Origin of the sequence: Rummeliibacillus sp. SL167, from assembly GCF_007896505.1 — a bacterium.
Lineage (GTDB): Bacteria > Bacillota > Bacilli > Bacillales_A > Planococcaceae > Rummeliibacillus > Rummeliibacillus suwonensis.
Window position 1 is genome coordinate 78,179 of sequence record NZ_VCBM01000005.1, and the last position, 19,749, is coordinate 97,927.

At 35.7% G+C, this 19,749-nt stretch carries 18 protein-coding genes; all 18 read right to left on the bottom strand.

The window, feature by feature from the left end; genetic code table 11:
* Positions 1-149: 149 nt before the first annotated feature.
* The 18 genes from FEZ13_RS17400 to FEZ13_RS17485 all read right to left on the bottom strand — a co-directional run bounded on the left by FEZ13_RS17400 (position 150) and on the right by FEZ13_RS17485 (position 19,622).
* Entirely contained in the window at positions 150-851 is a 702-nt protein-coding gene (locus FEZ13_RS17400) for a CpsD/CapB family tyrosine-protein kinase (RefSeq protein ID WP_146553710.1), read from the bottom strand.
* A 54-nt stretch (positions 852-905) separates the two neighbouring features.
* Positions 906-1,595, bottom strand: coding sequence for a YveK family protein (locus FEZ13_RS17405; protein WP_146553711.1), 690 nt, complete (start codon positions 1,593-1,595; stop codon positions 906-908).
* Between the two features lie 355 nt (positions 1,596-1,950).
* Complete coding sequence (locus FEZ13_RS17410; protein ID WP_146553712.1) at positions 1,951-2,724, bottom strand: tyrosine-protein phosphatase; 774 nt, start codon at positions 2,722-2,724, stop codon at positions 1,951-1,953.
* 318 nt (positions 2,725-3,042) lie between these two features.
* Positions 3,043-3,750: an ABC transporter ATP-binding protein gene (locus FEZ13_RS17415; protein WP_146553713.1), complete on the bottom strand. Its 708-nt coding sequence runs from the start codon at positions 3,748-3,750 to the stop codon at positions 3,043-3,045.
* Complete coding sequence (locus tag FEZ13_RS17420; protein ID WP_146550510.1) at positions 3,751-4,527, bottom strand: ABC transporter ATP-binding protein; 777 nt, start codon at positions 4,525-4,527, stop codon at positions 3,751-3,753. It abuts the gene before it with no gap.
* Positions 4,520-5,467 (bottom strand): branched-chain amino acid ABC transporter permease, encoded by a 948-nt coding sequence (locus FEZ13_RS17425; RefSeq protein ID WP_146553714.1) that lies wholly within the window; start codon positions 5,465-5,467, stop codon positions 4,520-4,522. The genes FEZ13_RS17420 and FEZ13_RS17425 overlap by 8 nt, the downstream gene beginning before the upstream one ends.
* Positions 5,468-5,479: 12 nt before the next feature.
* Positions 5,480-6,355: a branched-chain amino acid ABC transporter permease gene (locus FEZ13_RS17430; RefSeq protein ID WP_146553715.1), complete on the bottom strand. Its 876-nt coding sequence runs from the start codon at positions 6,353-6,355 to the stop codon at positions 5,480-5,482.
* 78 nt (positions 6,356-6,433) lie between these two features.
* On the bottom strand, positions 6,434-7,636 hold the full coding sequence (locus FEZ13_RS17435) for an ABC transporter substrate-binding protein (protein WP_146553716.1): 1,203 nt from the start codon (positions 7,634-7,636) through the stop codon (positions 6,434-6,436).
* A 369-nt stretch (positions 7,637-8,005) separates the two neighbouring features.
* Entirely contained in the window at positions 8,006-8,629 is a 624-nt protein-coding gene (locus FEZ13_RS17440; protein WP_146553717.1) for a methyltransferase, read from the bottom strand.
* 400 nt (positions 8,630-9,029) lie between these two features.
* A complete protein-coding gene (locus FEZ13_RS17445; RefSeq protein ID WP_146553718.1) occupies positions 9,030-10,979 on the bottom strand; it encodes a CotH kinase family protein in 1,950 nt (649 codons plus the stop codon).
* A gap of 26 nt (positions 10,980-11,005) precedes the next feature.
* Positions 11,006-11,689 carry a DUF4956 domain-containing protein gene (locus FEZ13_RS17450; RefSeq protein ID WP_146553719.1) on the bottom strand — a complete coding sequence of 228 codons (684 nt, stop codon included), beginning with the start codon at positions 11,687-11,689 and terminating at the stop codon, positions 11,006-11,008.
* 22 nt (positions 11,690-11,711) lie between these two features.
* Positions 11,712-12,413: a polyphosphate polymerase domain-containing protein gene (locus FEZ13_RS17455; protein WP_146553720.1), complete on the bottom strand. Its 702-nt coding sequence runs from the start codon at positions 12,411-12,413 to the stop codon at positions 11,712-11,714.
* 17 nt (positions 12,414-12,430) lie between these two features.
* Positions 12,431-13,375, bottom strand: coding sequence for a peptidylprolyl isomerase (locus tag FEZ13_RS17460; RefSeq protein WP_146553721.1), 945 nt, complete (start codon positions 13,373-13,375; stop codon positions 12,431-12,433).
* A gap of 336 nt (positions 13,376-13,711) precedes the next feature.
* Positions 13,712-15,160: a sensor histidine kinase gene (locus FEZ13_RS17465; RefSeq protein ID WP_255473239.1), complete on the bottom strand. Its 1,449-nt coding sequence runs from the start codon at positions 15,158-15,160 to the stop codon at positions 13,712-13,714.
* On the bottom strand, positions 15,138-15,824 hold the full coding sequence (locus FEZ13_RS17470) for a response regulator transcription factor (protein WP_146550502.1): 687 nt from the start codon (positions 15,822-15,824) through the stop codon (positions 15,138-15,140). Before FEZ13_RS17470 ends, FEZ13_RS17465 begins: the two co-directional genes overlap by 23 nt.
* A 152-nt stretch (positions 15,825-15,976) precedes the next feature.
* The gene (locus tag FEZ13_RS17475; protein ID WP_146553722.1) at positions 15,977-17,251 is read right to left on the bottom strand and encodes a cation:dicarboxylate symporter family transporter; all 1,275 of its coding nucleotides are present in this window, start codon (positions 17,249-17,251) and stop codon (positions 15,977-15,979) included.
* Between the two features lie 203 nt (positions 17,252-17,454).
* Complete coding sequence (locus FEZ13_RS17480) at positions 17,455-18,351, bottom strand: response regulator (RefSeq protein ID WP_146553723.1); 897 nt, start codon at positions 18,349-18,351, stop codon at positions 17,455-17,457.
* Between the two features lie 2 nt (positions 18,352-18,353).
* Positions 18,354-19,622: a sensor histidine kinase gene (locus FEZ13_RS17485; RefSeq protein WP_146553724.1), complete on the bottom strand. Its 1,269-nt coding sequence runs from the start codon at positions 19,620-19,622 to the stop codon at positions 18,354-18,356.
* Positions 19,623-19,749: the final 127 nt, after the last annotated feature.

Below are 19,749 nucleotides of genomic sequence, written 5' to 3' on the forward strand. Positions count from 1 at the left end.
ATATACATATTAAACAAATTAAGAAATTATTCGATATCCCAACTGATCAAGCATTAATGGCTATAGTATCCTTACTTCAGGGCGTAAGGAAAAAGCAGAAAGATAAGTGGCTGGATGTAAGACATACATATCTGTTCGTCATCTGACCTTTATCGGTACTGGTAATTATACTGGTTGCGGGGTAAGGTAGAATTATTTAAAACAACTCCCATAATTTTAGCTTGAGAAGCATGAAGGGACGCTTTTGCCTTTAAAATATCTGCCTTTTTTGTCGTATTTCGATCTACAATCAATACTGTGCCATCACATTTATTTGATAAAATTCGTGCGTCTGTTACTGGTAGTAATGGGGGCGAATCAAAAATAACTAAATCATATTCTTGTCTTAGAACTTTTAACAATGTATCCATTGCTTTAGAGGCCAGCAACTCTGACGGATTAGGAGGAAGAGGCCCACTTGTTACAATATCTAATCCAGTTATTGAGGTTTCTTGTATTACGTTTTGAATCGTCTGCTGTTTGATCAATACACTAGATAATCCATCTATATTTAATAATCTAAAAGTATGATGTAATGTAGGTCTTCGCATATCTGCATCAACAATCAATACTTTTTTGCCCTCTTGTGCGAAAACAACACCAATATTGGCAGCATTGGTCGACTTTCCTTCACCTGGGATCGATGATGTCACTAATATGGTTTTTAACTCCTGATCTGGTGCAGAAAATGTAATATTTGTACGTATTGTCCGGAATTGTTCTGAAACGACGGATTTAGCGTCTGACATGGTAATAAGATTTCTCTCTAATTTCAAAAAACGCTTCTTTTTGTTTTTTTTATAGTGAAACATGTGAAATCCTCCTTCCCCTATGAACCTGAACGAATCATCTTTTTTGTAAAGTAATCATTTTTTATCAATGATAGGACTGACCAAACCAATCACCGGAATATTCCCCAGAATTTCTTCGATGTCCTGTTCAGATTTTATTCTCGTGTCAAAGGTTTCGATTAAAATGGCTAACCCGATCCCCAACATTAAACCAATGATAGTTGCAATACCCGTATTCAGTAGTTTATTTGGTTTGACAGGTTTAGAATTTTCACCTAATTTAGCAGCAGATAATATATTGATATTGTCTACTTTCATCAAAGATGGAACTTCTTTTTCAAATACTTGAGCAACTGTGTTGGCAATCTCTACAGCCTTCTCCGCATTTTTATCTTCTACTTGGACCGTCAATACTTGTGAATTATTAGCACTTGATACTGAAATTTGCTCTGTTAGTTTTTCGGGGGTACTCTTTAACTTTAGTTCATCAATAACTTTCGATAAAATGACAGGGCTTTTTATAATGACATTGTACGTATTGATCAACTGTAAATCTGCATCAATCTGTTGTGAAGATAGATATTGACCCTCTTTTTCGTATTTTTGATTAACTAAAATTTGTGTTTCTGCTTTATAAATTGGTGTTAATACAAAATAGCTAACGGCTATTGTTGCTCCACCAAACACTACCATCATTAGTAAAATTAAAAATATATGTCTTTTTAAAATTTTTATGCCATCACTTAATTGAATCGCTGCTTCCAACTTCCTCCCCCTCTTCTAGTCCCTACTATTTCTTCTCAATGTAGTATAGTGTTCTATCTCTTCAGTTATTCATTCAACTGCACAATATTTCTAAAAAACTATCAGTTTAAGAGAATAAACCCTATTCTATTTATCATGATTGGGGAAAAGGGAAGACAGTAAGGTTTGCCGTGAAGGTGGCTTACTACTTGTTTAGGCACTATAAAAAATGTTCAAAAAGAAGATTTAAATGGCAAGCTGCCTCCCTAGAAGCCATCAAATTCAGATGCACCCCAACAAAATTGACATATAGAAGAGAACACTTTTCTATTAAGCTGGCGCTTTCTTTGAATCCTGCGGAAATTGCTTTGAATCATTACTTCTGAAAAAATATTCCTCGCCATTTTCTTTTTTCAACATTCCTTGGCTCAAATAGAATGACTTCACTATTAGAAATAATTCGTGCATTGTTTTCTAAAAATATATGCACAAAATCAGAACACCTATGTTTTTCTAGATAGGACAATCCTTTCGCAAACAGAAATGGTCGTGCCGTCATATCATGCACATCTGATCCATATGTGTGTATTAAATTAGCCTTAACTAATTGTAAGGCTGTATGTTGAATTTGTTTTCCAAAATGCCCTACAAGGCTGCCTGCATTTAGTTGCGAAATTGCTCCCTGACGCACTAATTGTTCTAACAACTCAGGCTTTTGGGCAATCCCAGCATTTCGTTCTGGATGTGCAATCACTGGTACAATATTCATAGCTAATAACCGATTGATAATTTCAAAAGTATATCGTGGTACCCCCTGAGACGGCAATTCCAGCAGCAAATATTTAGAATGTGCTAACGTTAATGCGCTTCCTTTTTCAATCTGCTGACAAAGATGTTCATGGAGTCTTACTTCATGTCCTGTATAAACTGTTAATGGAAGGTCGTGAACTTTTATGACTTCTTTCAATACATCTGTCCTCTCCTTCACAGCATTTGCTTCAGCATGATATTGTGGGTGAAAGGCGTGTGAGGTAAAGATGATTTCAGTAATGCCCTCTGCCACTGCACTATGAAGCATTTGAATGGATTCTTCCAAACTTTTAGGTCCATCATCTATATCAAAAATAACATGGCTATGTATATCGATCATTACCGACACGCCCTCTCCATTTAAACTGTTAAAATACGACGCAGTGGAAATTTTAAGTCACCTCATATGTTAGTTAGACCCATCAGGCTTATACTGGTGATTGATCTCACATCATTTATCCCCTGCTTTTTCATATACGGGTTAGAAGCCATATAATTTCCTTGAATTTTGCCTTGCTATCCGTTCATGTGGGATAACTTCTTACTTCTATACGCTTAGAATATATTCCTTTATTTCATAAAAATTCCTTCTAAATTCAACAAAAAAACCGTATTCCTAGTTATATGATAAATAACTAGAAATACGGCTTACCCTTTTTTATAGTCCACCCAAATAGGCAGCCTTTACTTGCTCTGTTTCTTGCAGTTCTTTGGCAGTACCGGATAATACAACCTTTCCTGTCTCGATTACATAAGCACGGTCTGCTATAGAAAGAGCCATATGAGCATTTTGTTCGACTAAAAGAATGGTAGTTCCTTCTTTTCTAATTTCCTCTATTATATTAAAAATCGTTTTTACCATAATTGGTGCTAGCCCCATTGACGGTTCATCTAACAACAGCAACTTCGGCTTTGCCATAATCGCCCGCCCCATCGCAAGCATTTGTTGCTCACCACCTGATAAAGTACCCGATAATTGTTTACGGCGTTCTAAAAGAATCGGAAAAATGTTGAAAACACGTTCTTTATCCTTGGCAATTTCTGCGCGATCGTTTCGTAAATATGCACCTAAATCCAGATTATCTTCTACTGTCATATTGGCGAATACACGACGTCCTTCTGGCACATGTGAAATCCCTGCTTTGACAATAGATTGTGCAGGTTTTCCCGCAATGGACTGACCAAGATATTCAATGGTTCCTTTTTTAGGTTTTAATAAACCTGATAATGTTTTTAAAAGTGTACTCTTACCCGCACCATTCGCACCAATTAATGTAACGATTTCACCTTCATTTACCTCCAAGGAGACACCCTTTAATGCTTGAATATTGCCGTAAAATACATCAATACTATTTACCTTCAGCATCTATTCCGCTACCTCCTCACCTAAATAAGCCTCAATAACTTTTGGATTGTGGCGAATTTCTTCCGGACTACCATGAGCGATAAGCTGACCATGGTCAAGAACATAAATACGTTCACAGATTCCCATGACAAGTCCCATATCGTGCTCGATCAATAAAATCGTTAAATCGAATTTTTCACGAATAAGTGCTATCAATTCCATTAAATCATGTGTTTCTTGTGGATTCATACCGGCAGCCGGTTCATCTAATAGTAATAGCTTTGGCTTTGCCGCTAAGGCCCTTGCAATTTCAAGTCGTCGTTGCATTCCATATGGAAGATTTTTAGCCAACTCATGCATATATTTATCAAGGCCAAAAATCTTTAGAAATTCAATCGACTCTCGTTCCATTTTAGCTTCTCCAGAAAAATGACTTGGTAAACGTAAAATAGAACTGAATACGGAATGATGTGCAAGCGAATGATTTGCTACCTTTACATTATCTAAAACGGATAGTTCTTTGAACAAACGAATGTTTTGGAATGTACGACTGACACCACTTTTGGTTACTTGGTGCGGAGACATATTATTCATCTTTTTGCCGTCAAACGTAATCACTCCTTCTGTTGGTTTATATACGCCTGTCAACATATTGAAGCTTGTCGTTTTACCCGCACCATTCGGCCCTATCAAACCAATAAGCTCGCCTTGATACATTTCCATATTCAAATCAGATACAGCTTTCAAGCCACCAAAATGTATCCCTACATCCTCTACTTTTAAAAGAAGGTTACTCATTCATATTACCTCCTTTAGATTTCTTACCGAATTTGAATAGATCGGTAACTTCCTTCGTACCCATTAATCCAGCTGGACGATATAGCATAACAATGATCAATACCAAGCTATAAATAATCATACGAGTTTCTGGGAAATCTTGTAGATATAATGAAATGACTGTTAATAAGATAGCAGCAATAATCGAACCTGAGAGACTTCCTAAACCACCAAGTACAACATAGATTAAAATATCGAATGATTTTAAAAATCCAAATTGTGATGGTTGAATGATAAAGAAGTTATGAGAAAATAATCCTCCTGCAAGACCGGCAAAAAAGGAACCGATCGCAAAAGCTAGTACTTTATAATAAGTAGTATTAATCCCCATCGAATCTGCTGCAACTTCATCTTCTCGAACAGCGATACACGCACGACCATGACGTGAATTTGTAAAGTTTGAAATGACAACAACCGTAATAAGTGCAACAAAGAATGCATATGTCCAAGTTGTTAGATAATCTACTTGCATACCTGCTGCTCCACCTACATAGTCAATATTCAAGAAAATAATACGAATAATTTCTGCAAATCCGAGTGTAGCGATGGCTAAATAATCCCCTTTTAAACGAAGCGTAGGAATCCCAACGATTAAACCAGCGATTGCAGCGGCAATTGCCCCCATTAATAAAGCGATTGGGAACGGCCAACCTAAATTTGTAGTGAATATGGCTGAAACATAAGCACCAACTGCTAAAAATCCAGCATGACCTATAGAAAACTGTCCTGTAATACCGATAACTAAATGCAAACTAACAGCTAAAATAACATTGATCGCAATTGTAATAAAGAGATTGGAGTAATACATATCAAAATTTCCACTTGAAATCATAAACTGCACAACTGCATAGACAACTAGTGCTATCGCAACATATATCCAAAACACTTTAGACTTTTTCATAAGTACTTTCACCTACACTTTCTCACGGGTGTTTTTACCAAAAATACCCGACGGTCTAAAGATCAATATTAAGATTAAAATGACGAATGCAGCAGCATCTCGCCACAAAGAAAAGCCCAATGCACTAACTACTGTTTCGACAACTCCTAGTACCATACCTCCGGCTACTGCACCAGGAATAATGCCAATTCCACCAAGTACTGCAGCAACGAATGCTTTAACACCTGGTATAATTCCCATTAAAGGATCGATTTTCGTATAATAAATACCGAAAATAACACCTGCTGCACCAGCTAAAGCAGAGCCAATGGCAAATGTGATCGAAATTGTATTATCGACATTAATCCCCATCAAGCGAGCTGCCTCTTCGTCATATGATACTGCACGCATCGCTTTACCGATTTTCGTCTTATGTACTATGAATTGTAGAATTATCATAAGAACAACTGAGACTGATAAAATCATAATTGATTGCATAGAAATCTGCGCACCTAAAAAATGAAAAGACTTATTGGGAATAACATCTGGATACGCCTCCGGTTGTGCACCACGGAAGAATATCGTCGTATATTCAATTAAAAGAGAAACACCAATCGCTGTAATTAATGCAGCAATTCGCGTCGCATTTCTCAAACGTTTATAAGCTATACGTTCAATCAGTACCCCTAATATTGCACAAACAACCATTGCTAATATCAATGCTGGGAAAAAACCTAATCCCCATCTTGCAATAGCAAAAAAGCCTATAAATGCACCAATCATGAATACATCACCGTGTGCAAAGTTAATCAGCTTGATAATGCCATATACCATTGTATAGCCGAGGGCAATCAACGCATAGATACTACCGAGTGAAATACCATTAATCAATTGTTGCAACCACTCCATTAAAATCTCACTCCTTTTCCAAGACCATAAATAAACGACAAAAGGGAGGACAGTGCCCCCCTTTTATAAAACTAAAAATTAAGGATTAACTTTAGAGTTGAACACTTGCTCACCATCTTTAAACTCAAGAACTGTTGCTGATTTAACTGTGTTGTGTTTATCATCTACTGAGAATTTACCTGTTACTAATGACAAGTCTTTCGTACTTGCTAAAGCATCTTTTACTTTTTCACCATCTGTTGAGCCAGCACGTTCGATCGCATCTTTTAACCAATAAACCGTATCGTAACCAAGTGCATTAAATGCATCAGGTGCTTGATCACTATTTGCAGCCTTAAATGCTTTAACAAATTTTTGGATTTTTTCATCTGGGTCTTCAGAAGAGTAATGATTTGTGAAGTACGTTTTGTTGAGCGCATCTTTACCAGCTAACTCAACCATTTTAGGAGAGTCCCAACCGTCTCCACCCATTAACGGTACATCGATACCAGCAGCACGAGCTTGTTTAATGATTAAGCCTACTTCTTCATAGTAACCTGGGACATAAATGAAATCAGGTTTCTTTGATTTTAAACGAGTCAATGTAGATTTAAAATCTGTATCTTTGGCAACATAAGATTCTTGAGCTACGACTTTACCACCATTTTTTTCGATCGTATCTTTAAATGCTTTTGCCAATCCTTTTGCATAATCACTTGCGCTATCTGAGAAAATTGCTACATTTTTTGCTTTTAAAGTATCTAAAGCAAATTGCGCTGCCACTTGACCTTGGAATGGGTCAATGAAACATGTACGGAAAGCATATTCGTTTACTTCGCCTTTTTCATTGACAGTGACTGTTTCAGATGTTGCAGATGGTCCAATAACAGGCATCTTGTTTTTATTTGCAATTTGAACTGCAGCTACTGTATCACCAGAAGTAGCAGAACCAATTTGAGCTACAGCTTTTTCTTGCGTTGCTAATTTAATCGCAGCAGCTGTTGCTTCAGCTGCATCTGATTTATTATCAATTTCAACTGGCACGATTTTCTTACCATCGATACCACCGGCTTTGTTGATTTCATCAATGGCTAGCTTTGCACCTTTTGAAATGCCAGAACCATAGGAAGCTACGGGACCAGATAATTCTAAGTTCAAACCAACTTTGATCTCATCGCTATTTCCGCCTCCGCCACCAGAGGATTTTTCATCTTTATTTCCACAACCTGCTAGAATGCCAACGACCAAAGATGATGCTAAAAACACTGATGCATATCGTTTTAATTTTTTTGAACTCAATATAATATCCCCCTTATGAAAACTATACTTTCTTCAATATTCAGATAAATGCATATAATTCTGAATATTAATTTGATATAGCTTTAAAAACCTTGTTAGACTTTTTTACAAACCATATTGTAAATGATTCAGATGATTTAGTCTATATTAATTTTTTAGTAAATTTATAATATTAAAAATAGTATTTCCAATTTTTATTTTGAAAACATGAGACTACAACAAGCTTAGTCTCCTGAAACTTTCCGCAATCATGTGATAAATAAAAATCATTCTAACAAATCTAAATCACTTGTAGAATCAAGTTTTAACGATATTTTCAGTCATCATTTAGATGACATGAATAAGTCCCTATATAGGCCTTCTTGAAATCTTTTATTCCATAGATGATTTTTCTTTAGATTCAAAAATCAATACGCGCTCATGCATGTTATAAACAGAAATATTCGGCACTAAAATATCTTTTATCATTTTAAATTGAGTCTCATCTCGCAGAAATTGAATGTATTCAAAGGATGGATAGTATAATATCACATATATTTTTCGGGGATATAATTGTTGTGATTTCCATATATGACGAATGATATGGCGAAAAATCCGAATGGAAAAAGGATTGAAGAAAAAGAAGATATTATCGGTCGGTTTTATTTTATATTGTTCAGCCTTAATGTTAAGAAAATTTACGGGTGCAGCTACTAGATGATGTTCCTTCGAATATTGTGCCTTGTTTTGTAAGGCATCTTGCACATAGCTTTTGTTCATTTCAATCCCAAGTGTTTCAATATGATATCGATAATTCACATAAAAGACAACTCGGCCTTTACCGCATCCAAAGTCGACAAAACAATCCTTTTTTTCCAATTCAATTTGGTCAAAACATAGATCTAATACAGTATATGGTGTTGGCTCATAAGGATAATAATTGGCGAACAATTGAAAATTTTTTTGTTCTTCCGTCGTTTGTATGTGTAATAATTCATCATATTGTTGATCATTCATAGAAAGACACTCCATTTATTTTAGGTATAGGCTGAAGCCATTTCACAAATCTATTTTAGTTCAAAATATGAATTTTAAAACGGTGACAACTAAATATTCAGATTTCATGAGGGATAAGGACTATTTACTATTACACAATAAAGTATACCAGAGCTTAGAAATTCATATTGCATCAGGTGTGTTGATTATCCAATTTTATCTATCTCAATATAGATAATTAGCTTGATATTGGGAAACTTACCTTCTTTTATTGTGGGATAAGTAGAACGGACAAATGGCTATCCTGATCGCTGTGCTAGACGATCAATGATAGCCATTTACCAAGTATAAAGTGTAAAATTGGGTGGGATTTCACTGCCTGCATCGTCGAACAGATACAGGCAGTGACTGCATTACTCCATTACCATTTAGCTCGTATTTTCCCCCTACGTTTAAATATAAATACTGTAATGATTGCCAGTAGCAATACGACTACAGCTATACCATTTAAGATCATTGTTTGTTTAGAAGTGCCTGATGTCTCCTGATTTTTCTCCGCATTCGGAAATTGGCCCTGTCCCATCATCCCGCCACCCGGCTGTCCTTGGGCTCTACCACCGAATGTTTTTTCACTGTTATCGTTTGGACTTATTCCATTCTTTTTAGAGTCATTCGAAGAATCATCTTGGTTAACAGTTGAACTATTTTTCTTTGAATCAATAGCTGTTTGACTATTTGAGTTTACTGTAGTTGTTTCTCCATCTGATGCCTCACCTGATAGTTGCTTTAATATAGCTACAGAGCGTTGTTTCGCAAATTGCGGTAAGCTATTATCTCCTGAAACTGCCTTTTCAAAATCCTCTGTTGTATAGAACTTTGTGGGATCCTTTTCCACATATGGCTTGATCAGCTTAGCAATTTTAGCCGTTTCTTTGCTAATTTGTTCTTCAGTTAAATATTTTGTTGCTACTTCTTTTAAGTAGCTTTCATATTGTTTTTGATATTTATCATTAGATAGCAAAACATTGAGTAAGGGACGCTCTTCTAAAGTTGTTCCCGATACTGGATTTGTGATACTAAAGTCAATACTAGATTCGGCTAGTAAATTATTATTAGATCCTCCTGCTGCTCTTTGTCCCTTAGCATCACTCTTTTTGTTGCCTGTGTCCTTCTCTTGGTCTTGTGCTTTTTCTTCTTTTTGATCGTTATCATTTGCATTCTGATCATCCTGTTGAGTCGATGGTAACTCATCATTTTGTGGGGGTTGCATACTTCCTTGACCATTTCCATCCATTGGCATTTGACCTTCTGGAGGCTGCCCACTTGGAGGCGATGGCCTATTATCCTTCCCTGTGTCGTTATTTTGTTTGGAAGAGTTATTGCCTGTTGCTGAACGAGCGTTTTGTTCGTTATTATTTTGCAACTGTGGTCCTCCACCGCCGCCGCCAACACCAAAACCACCAAAGGACATATTGTAATCCCACGGAATGATATTAAATTTTCCATTTTCTTCATACAAATAATAGTTATGTTTTAAATTACTTTGGTAACTGTCCAGATTGACTAATGCTGTATTTACGGCAAAGTAACGCAGAAGATTGTCTACATTTGCTGTATCTTCAAGATTTTTTCCTTTATTATTAATCGCTTTTAGGAAATTAATGGTTGCCTCCTCTGAATCCTTATCCACCTTAGTTTTAGCATTTAATCCTGAATAGTCATCTAAATCATTACTAATCCATTTTAAATCACTGCCTGTACCATCTGGCTTATAAAGCGCCCCCGTATTTGTCTTAAAGTTCTTTGCTAAAAACGTTTCATCTACCTGTTCAACACCTAGAAATAAACCACGATCCTTGCCGTTGACGGTTACATACATATAAGAATAGGATGGAGTCGGCAATCCCATCTTTTCCATCAATTGATAGGAAAGATATTCACGCATCAGTGTCGCATCACTATAATTGTTATTCAGATTCAATTTTTTCAAGCCATTTAAACTTTGTTCGTCATTGTAATAATCAAAATCTATTTTTAAGCTATAACGATCTGAATCTTCATCATTGGCGACTTCACGCAATGATAAATTTCCTTTCGTACGAACCCCAACATGCTCGACTTTTTTACCATTGACGGTAACGGTTGCTTCTTTCATTTCTTCTTTCAATGGATTATTAAGCATGTCCTGCCAATCTGTATCCGATAACTCAATATCTACTGTTGTTACTTTATCGTGATTAAACACTTGTGATACGTAACTGGTTTCCGTATTCTTTGATTTTATCGCTAAGTTTGGTAATATCCCGACAGCACAAATAAACACCATCACGAGTACAGCGAGAATACCATAAACTACTCTATTTTTAATCATGCTGTAACTCCTTTACACGATATTTATTACGCTGTGAAATTCCCATCATAGCTAAGCATTACCGCCGAACGAATACCTTGGATAGAGGTTAACTCATTGATGAAATGCGAGTCATTTTCCTTTACACGTATTTCATAGGTCGCCTCTAAGTCATCCCCAGGCATCACAGATTTAGATTTTAATATATATTTTTTGGATTTTTCCTTAATAACATGTTCCATTGAGGCTTCTATTGAAGCATCATCATACTTCACGACCAACAAATAAGGATTCTCGATCGTAATCTTGTTCACAAAAAGGATGAGGACTAAGCCGATTAAAATAGATCCAATAATAACTAGCGGTATAAAACCTGCACCACATAAAATTCCTGATACAATAGCCCAAAACAAATAGACTAAATCCATTGGATCTTTAATAGGGGTACGGAAACGGACGATTGACAACGCACCGACCATTCCAAGAGATAGTAAAACATTTGAGGAAATGCCCATAATAATGAGTGCCGTAGCCATTGTCATAATCATTAAAGAAATATTGAAGCTATGGGAATAAATAACTCCTGAAAAAGTTTTTTTATAGACTGCATATATAAATAGCCCAACCAAAAAGGCAACGAGTAGTCCAATAAGTGAATCAGTTAGTGAAAAACTTGATGTTTTTTCAATAAAACTTGATTTAAAAATATCGTTAAAATTTATATTATCCATTTATCTTACTTCCTCCAATCTATTATCCATACATACGACTTAGTTGATATTTCGAATAGGCATCTGGTCTACGATCCATCATTTGTAAGGTCAGCTTAATGATATCTGGTAGATATTCATCATACTTTACCTCTAAAATCATTTGTGTTGGATCAAATACAGGCACCATTGCTAAATCCGGATTGAAAAGATCAATATTTCGAAAACTCGATTTAATCTGACTATCAAATGTGATACGAACATTGCCATATGGGTAGGTATAAGCTTCCCGAACATAATCTACCACTGTTACAGGTTTAAGTTGATATAAAGACATTTGAATGTACAACTCGCGAATTAATAGTCTCTGATCATTTTTCATCCATTCGATTTCACCAATACTCAGCCATTCATATTCATGTTTAGTTATGCAACATTTTTCCTTAAAGGTTAAATTGTTGCGTTTGCTTTTCTTCTCTAATTTAACAAAACTTGAATTATTTCCGTATATACGAATACGATATTTATCTCTTTTGAAATAGCCCTCTTTTTTCTCATTCAGAATTTTATTATCAAAATTATCAAAATAAACGCTTCGAATAACATACCTACCATCTCGTCCAGCATTTGTATCAAGCTTCATAACATGCTTTAGCTTATTTTTTAAAATGGTATAATCCACTTGTGAGATGGCATGCTTTAACTCTTTGCGCCCTTTTACTGTAAAATCATCTTGATAACGCATGGATAGACACCTCTTTTTTAACTGTTACTTGTACTACTATTGGATGTTGAGCTACTGTCTTTATCTAATTTATTTTTGATATTGTAATCTTTATAGAGGGAAGCTAACCATGAGCTATAATTATCATTGATTTTTTGTTCAATGACTGCGTCTTTTACTTTATCTTTTACATCTGCAAATTTAGCTTCTTTTGCATCCTTTTTACCTGTTACTTTAATAATGTGATAACCATAAGATGATTTCACGATATCGCTTGTTTCCCCCACTTTTAGTGAAAATGCCGCATCCGCAAAATCTTCATCCATATCACTTTTGGCAAAGTAACCTAGATTTCCTCCGTCTGATGCATTGCTTGAATCTTGTGAGTATTTTTTCGCTAGTTGATCCCAATTACCGCCATCATTTAATTTAGCTAATACCGTTTCAGCTGTTTTTTTGTCGTTCAATAGGATATGGCTTGCCTCCACCTGTGCCGCCTGATCATATGTGTCTTTATTTTCTTTAAAATAACTTTTTAATTCTGAATCTGTAATATCGAGAGTGGGCACCATTAACTTTTTAGTTAACAAGTATGTTTTTACACTTTTCTTGGCATCGCTCATTGTCATGTTATTAGAGGCAAGTGCTGATTTTAATGCCTCTTCGCTGCCATATTGTGTGGCTAAAGTATCCAACTGTGACTCAATTGCCTTTTTAGAAACAGTGACATGCTGTTTCTTAGCCTCTAGCTCTATCACTTTATCTGAGATTAATGTATCCAGAACGGTTTTTCCATATTGCTTATTTAAAGCTGAATCCAATTCTTCCTGTGAGATTTTCACATCACCGATTTTCGCTACATAGTTATCTTTGCTCACCAGATAATAAGTTACTACTGCTACGACACATATAAATGGAATACCAATAGCTAAAATCAGCTTTTTGCCTATTCCTTTTTTCTTATTTGAGTTCCATTCATTCATCTATATCTTCCTTCCTTTTAGGTGTTAGGTTATTTCACATCCTCTACAATAAATACTATACAAGCTGAATGTGTCAGTTGAATGTCGAGGAAAAAATCTTTAGAAAAATAAAACACTCTATCTCCCAGATGTATTTTTGAAGGAAAAAGTTTGGACATATTAGTATGTATTATGTTTTTCAAAGCGATTGGACATGAATTTCTCTTTGAAACAATTTTTAAGTACACAAAAAAGGGCATTCGATAAGTTTTGTATCCCATAACTTATCGAATGCCCTTTAGCTTTTCTATCCCCTATCAGCGGGTCGTAAAACCTACAACTGTGTGAAATTTCACCTTATAATTTTGGAATCATGACCTCAAAAATCGTGCCGCTTTCAGAACTCTTGATCAAACGAAGGTCTCCACCAATAGATTGTGCCATCATTTTACTTAATGGCAGCCCTAAGCCCAGACCATGAACTTCATATTTTTTATTTTCTCCTCGATAAAAGCGTTCAAAAATAAGTGTTTGCTCTTCCGCTAGAATTCCTCCGCCTGTGTCCGCAACACGAATAAGCACAGCACCCGTTGCTTCGCTGAGTGTAACGGTAATTTTGCCATGACCTTTCATTGCCTGTTTGGCATTTGTAAAAAGATTCGTAAATACTTGTTGAAATCTGACAAGATCAATTTCTACCTGTCTAGGCTCTGGTAATGTGACCAATGTCAATTCAATATCTTCTGTATCCTGCGTCAGTTCCCATTGTGTGACCGTCTCTTGTATCGTTTGATTGATTTCAAGTTTTTCAAGTTTCACAGGAATGGCATTCACAGAGAATGAATTAAACGCTAACAGATCTCCTACCATTGTTTTTAGCTTTGTCGTTTCATTGACAGCCATTCGTATAAATTCCTTTTGGTCTTCGCCTTCAACGACTCCATCCTGAATAGCTTGCAACAGACCACTGATAGAAGTGACTGGTGTTTTTAGTTCATGCGTTACCCCTGCTAATAGCTCAGTTCTCATGGCCTCTAACTGTTCTAATCTTGACGCCATTTCTTTGAAGGAATGCACGAGTTCATATATCTCTTCTTCTTTGATATTATCTGATAGTTGGATATTATAATTGCCATCTTGCACTTGCTTGGCTGCATAGGCCACATCCTTAATCGGTCTGGCTAAACGACGCGACAAGAAATAAATAGCCCCTAATCCTAGCAAGGCTAAACCAACAATCATAATCGCCAACTGACCATATTCTTGATTTAAATGTGTCAGATGCTCTTTTGTTTCCGTAATAATAATGTATCCGACTGTCTTATCATCGATTTCGATTTTCTTTTTAATCGCATAATACGTTTGCATAGAATCTTCTGATTTGAATTTGATCGTTTCTTTTTTAGATGCCATGACAGATTCAGGTATGGTCTGCTGCTCCATCGGTTCTTTTGGGCGATTGGTAGATAAAATATTCCCTTCCGTATCCACAATATAAATATTGGGGTTGATGCCCATATCGATAAAACGTTCCCGTTCTCTAAATACTCCAGGGTCTACTTTATTGCCGCTTGGAGTTCTCGAAGGCTCTGTGGATGAATTATTGGTAATATTATCTTCCAAACGGTTTGTAATTTCTTCCCCCATGAATTGAAGCATATCTAATCGATTTTGTAACGTTGTGTGGCGTATCCAGATAGCAGATAGGAACGCGACAATCGTTAATCCGATACATAAAGTAAGCAAATAGCGACTTGTCCAATATTGCGTTAAAGAAACCCTTTTATGATTGATATGATTTGACACTTAATTGATACCCCAATCCACGCAATGTTTTGATTTCACCTTCTGTTGCAGGCCAATCCTTCAATGCCTTGCGTAGCCGTTTAATGGCTAAGTCTACAGCACGGTCACTACCATCATATTCCCATCCCCAGACTTGATCAATAAGTTGATCTCGCGAAAATGTATGATTAGGATGCTCTGCAAGAAACATCAGAACTGATAAATCTCTTGGCGTTAAATCAATTTCATGACCGTCTATCATCACTTGATGGGATTGTAGATTGATTTCTAGACTGCCAAATTGACGTTTGGGCCCTGTATCTCCTTGTGTTCTTCGAAGAACAGCCTTAACACGCGCCACGACTTCCTCTGCTACAAACGGTTTTGCAATATAGTCGTCAGCCCCTTCGTTTAGCCCTTCTAATCTATAATTGACATCACCTAATGCAGTAAGCATAATGACTGGGCAATTACTCTCTTGTCGAATCTCTTTTAAAATTTGCCATCCATTTTTGCCCGGCAACATCACATCTAACAAAACAATGTTAGGACTACAAGCATGAAATTTTTCGATTGCTTCGGTACCCGTGAATGCCTGCTCTGTTTGAAAATGTACCTTTTGCAAATATGCCTTTAACACTTGGCTTATGGCAAATTCATCTTCAACAATCAATACTTTATCCATCGCTTGACCCCCATTCATCTTTTTTACTTATACATTATCATCTCAATAAGTCAGTAAGATGTCTAATCGCTGCTCTGTTTAAAATGGATTTAAACAAAAAAACTCTACTAATGTGAAATGGACCTTCACATCAGTAGAGCTATTATCTATCATTAAGCTAATTTCTCTTCATTTCCAAAATAATTGTCGTATTTTTCTTTATCAAGACGGCCTTCCCATTTAGCCATAACAAGTGAAGCAAGTGAATTACCTACTACGTTTACAGCTGTACGAGCCATATCAAGGATACGGTCGATTCCTAGGATAAATGCTAACCCTTCGAGTGGGATATTAACAGCCGTTAAAGTGGATAGCAATACAACGAATGATACGCCTGGAACACCTGCAATCCCCTTAGAAGTTACCATCAATGTAAGAACCAATGTAATTTGTTGACCTAATGTTAAGTCTATACCATACATTTGGGCAATAAATAATGCAGCGATCGATTGATATAAAGTTGAACCATCCAGGTTAAAGGAATAACCTGTTGGAATAACGAATGATACGATATCTTTTGGAACGCCGGATTTTTCCATCTTCATCATAATACGTGGTAATACAGATTCAGAACTTGAAGTTGAATACGCTAACAATAATTCATCTTTCAAAATGCGAATAATGTGGAAAATACTTAGACCACAAATTTTAGCAACTACTCCAAGTACAATGACGACAAATAAAATCATCGCTAAATAAACAAGGATCGCTAACTTTCCCAATGGAATCAATGATTTTACGCCAAACGTTGAAACAGTTACTGCAATTAACGCGAATACGCCGAATGGAGCGAATTTCATAATTGTATTGGTTACCCAGAACATGGCTTCTGCTACGCCTGAGAAGAATGCTAAAACTGGTTTTCCTTTCTCACCAATTGCCGCAACACCTAAACCAAATAATACGGAGAAAAAGATAATGGCAAGCATGTTACCATCTGACATGGCTTGTACAATATTTGTTGGTACGACATTAATAATCGTCTCAGCAAAGCCGCCACCTTCTTTTACTGTTTTACTTGTCTCTACATAAGTTGAAATATCACCTTTTGTTAAATGAGACATATCTACGCCAACACCAGGATGAAAAATATCTGCTGCTGCGATACCAATGACAATAGCAAATGTCGTAATAACTTCAAAATAAACGATTGTTTTAATACCTAATTTACCAAGCTGTCTAAAATCCCCTTGACCAGCTACACCAACGATCAATGTTGATATGATAATTGGTACAACAATCATTTTGATCATGTTCATAAAGATTGTGCCAACAGGTTGAAGATATTTCGTCACATTTTCATTTCCGTAGAAAATGGCTCCAACCATTACACCAAGAATCAGCCCAATGAGAATTTGCCAAGCTAATCCTAATTTGAATTGTTTCATAAAATAAGTCACCCCTTCAAATATGATTGCTTTCTATATCAAGAAGCAAAATCATAGCCTAATTATATGGGCAACTTATAAAATCCGACATTATCCGACATTTTAAATGATATAAAAATTCAAAAAAATCATTTTTTATATAACTTTTCTATTAAATAGATAAGTATCATGCCGAAAAGAGATTGATATTTACATATTATTACTTATTTTAATGAATGTTTGAATTTTTCGTTAGCTTCTACATATAAAACTTGTAAAAACTTTTTCACATTGATTTTGGTTTTTCTAGGTGCTGGTTCATTTTCCTGAATATTTTTCATCAACGTTCGTATTTCGGCAAATTCAAAATAACGAGGTGCATAGTATTCAAATTCTGGATTTGTATAATCCACCGCTCCAAGCGTTGCTAAATTACTCATTGCTATAGAGATGGTTCGACGGATACGCTGTTCAATCGCTTTACTTTCTTTCATGATTTCTATGCTATTAAATTTCGTTTGGCTAGCCAATTGTTCATAAATATCTTTTAATGGCGGAATCTGAATAGTCTTTTCTTTGCTAGAAGACAAGAAATCAATAATAGATACGATATCGTCACTTCCTACTTCTCCAAGAATACCCATGTCATTTAGGATGGATGACACCGTATCCTTAATTGTACGGTGAGATTCCTCTTTTGTTTCTTCTTCAAAATGTAATATAGACTTTCGAATAGTCAGAAGAGATTTTTTTAGTAAAAGACGTTCAGATGTTTTTTTCAATACACTTTGTACTTCAATGCGATTAATCGGTTTGTGTATAAAAAATTCAATATCTTTTTCATAAGCTTCACCGATCATTTCTTTATTTTCAACTTGCGATATCATGATAAAGTTTCCTTTAAATCCTTGATTACGAAGCTGATCTATTGTTTCGATACCATCTAAACTTGGCATCAAAAGATCAATTAGCACAAAATCTGGATCGCTCGATAGAATAGGTTCCAATGCATTGACGCCGCTATCAGCTTCTCCAATGACTACACCCATATTCCCTTCTAGAATGATCTGTTTAAGCATACGTCGACTCGCTGCATCATCATCTACAATAAAGTATCGCAAGTTTACTTCACTCCCTTTTGTATGTTCTTGCGAGGTATCTTGATATGGAAAATAGTTCCTATAGATGGACATTCAACATGAATTTGGCCGTCTAGCATTTGAACAATCTCTTGCACATGAGATAAACCGATCCCCGTTGCAGCTACACCTTGTTGGTTATATTTTGTTGTAAAACCCGGTTCAAAAATAACATCCAAGTCATCTTCAGCTATACCTTTTCCTGTATCTTGTATGACAAAATGGATCATCTCTCCATACTCAAAAATCCCAAGCTTAATATTTCCTTTTTCTTCTATAGCCTCAATCGAATTGGCTGTAATATTATTAAGAATTGCAAGTAGGGGTATTTGTTGTGTTAATGCAAAATCAACCGTATTGTCGGTTTTAAACTCAATATGCTTATTTAGCATTTCACTATATTTACTATTTGCAGTTATAACAAAATCAACGATGTTCGACAAATAATATACATCTTCTGTCTTAGGCATTGTTATATTCGATAACCCTGAAAAGATCCTCTGCGCATCTTTCTTTACCTCATGAATTTCCTGGGAAATGTGCAATGCCTTCACACTCTGTTCTTGTGATTGTTGTTTCTTTAACGTGCGATATAAATCGTAACTCGCTGCCATTATTTGTTCAATATGATTCATCATTTTTTGCAAATACACTGTTTCGACATATAAATCTGAGCTTAAAGTCAGTTGTTGGTTCAAGCTTTTACGTTGCTCAGATAGTATAATAGAGCTATAGATCCCTACCACAAAGAAACTTCTTAGGATCGCAACCATAACGATTAAAAGCCAATCAGAAAAATCTAAATAGTTATTAGGTAAAATGACATAACGAACAATATGTTCAGCACTATTTGAGATGATCTCAATAAAGGTTGCCATTATTCCTAATTTAAGAGGTTGATCGATCAATTGTTCAACTTTTAATAACTTAAATAAGTAAACATACACGAAGTAAAACAAAAAGGCAGGATAATGCTCTGTAAAACTATCAGAAAGTGTACCGCTATATATAAAAACGTTTGAAAATATACGAAAAAAAACGACCGTTAATCCTGTTATTATGCCCGTTCGAATGACTGATTTAGGTATACGTATTAAGACTAATAATAGAAAAGTAATACTTCCTAGACCGAAACGGAAATGTTCTCCATTAAATGGTATAATTTTAATTTCACTACTAATTGCTGTGAAGACCGCAATAAGCAATACCCATATCGTTTCGGACTTCAACCATTTGAATGATATTGGATTCATAGGAAATCACCTTTTGAAAAAGACTTAAAAATTCACATACAGCTTATTTTATCATTTTCGATAGGATAAAGAAAAATATTTATCAAGCGAGAAAGATAACCCTTTCAAAGAAAAACATCCCCCACAC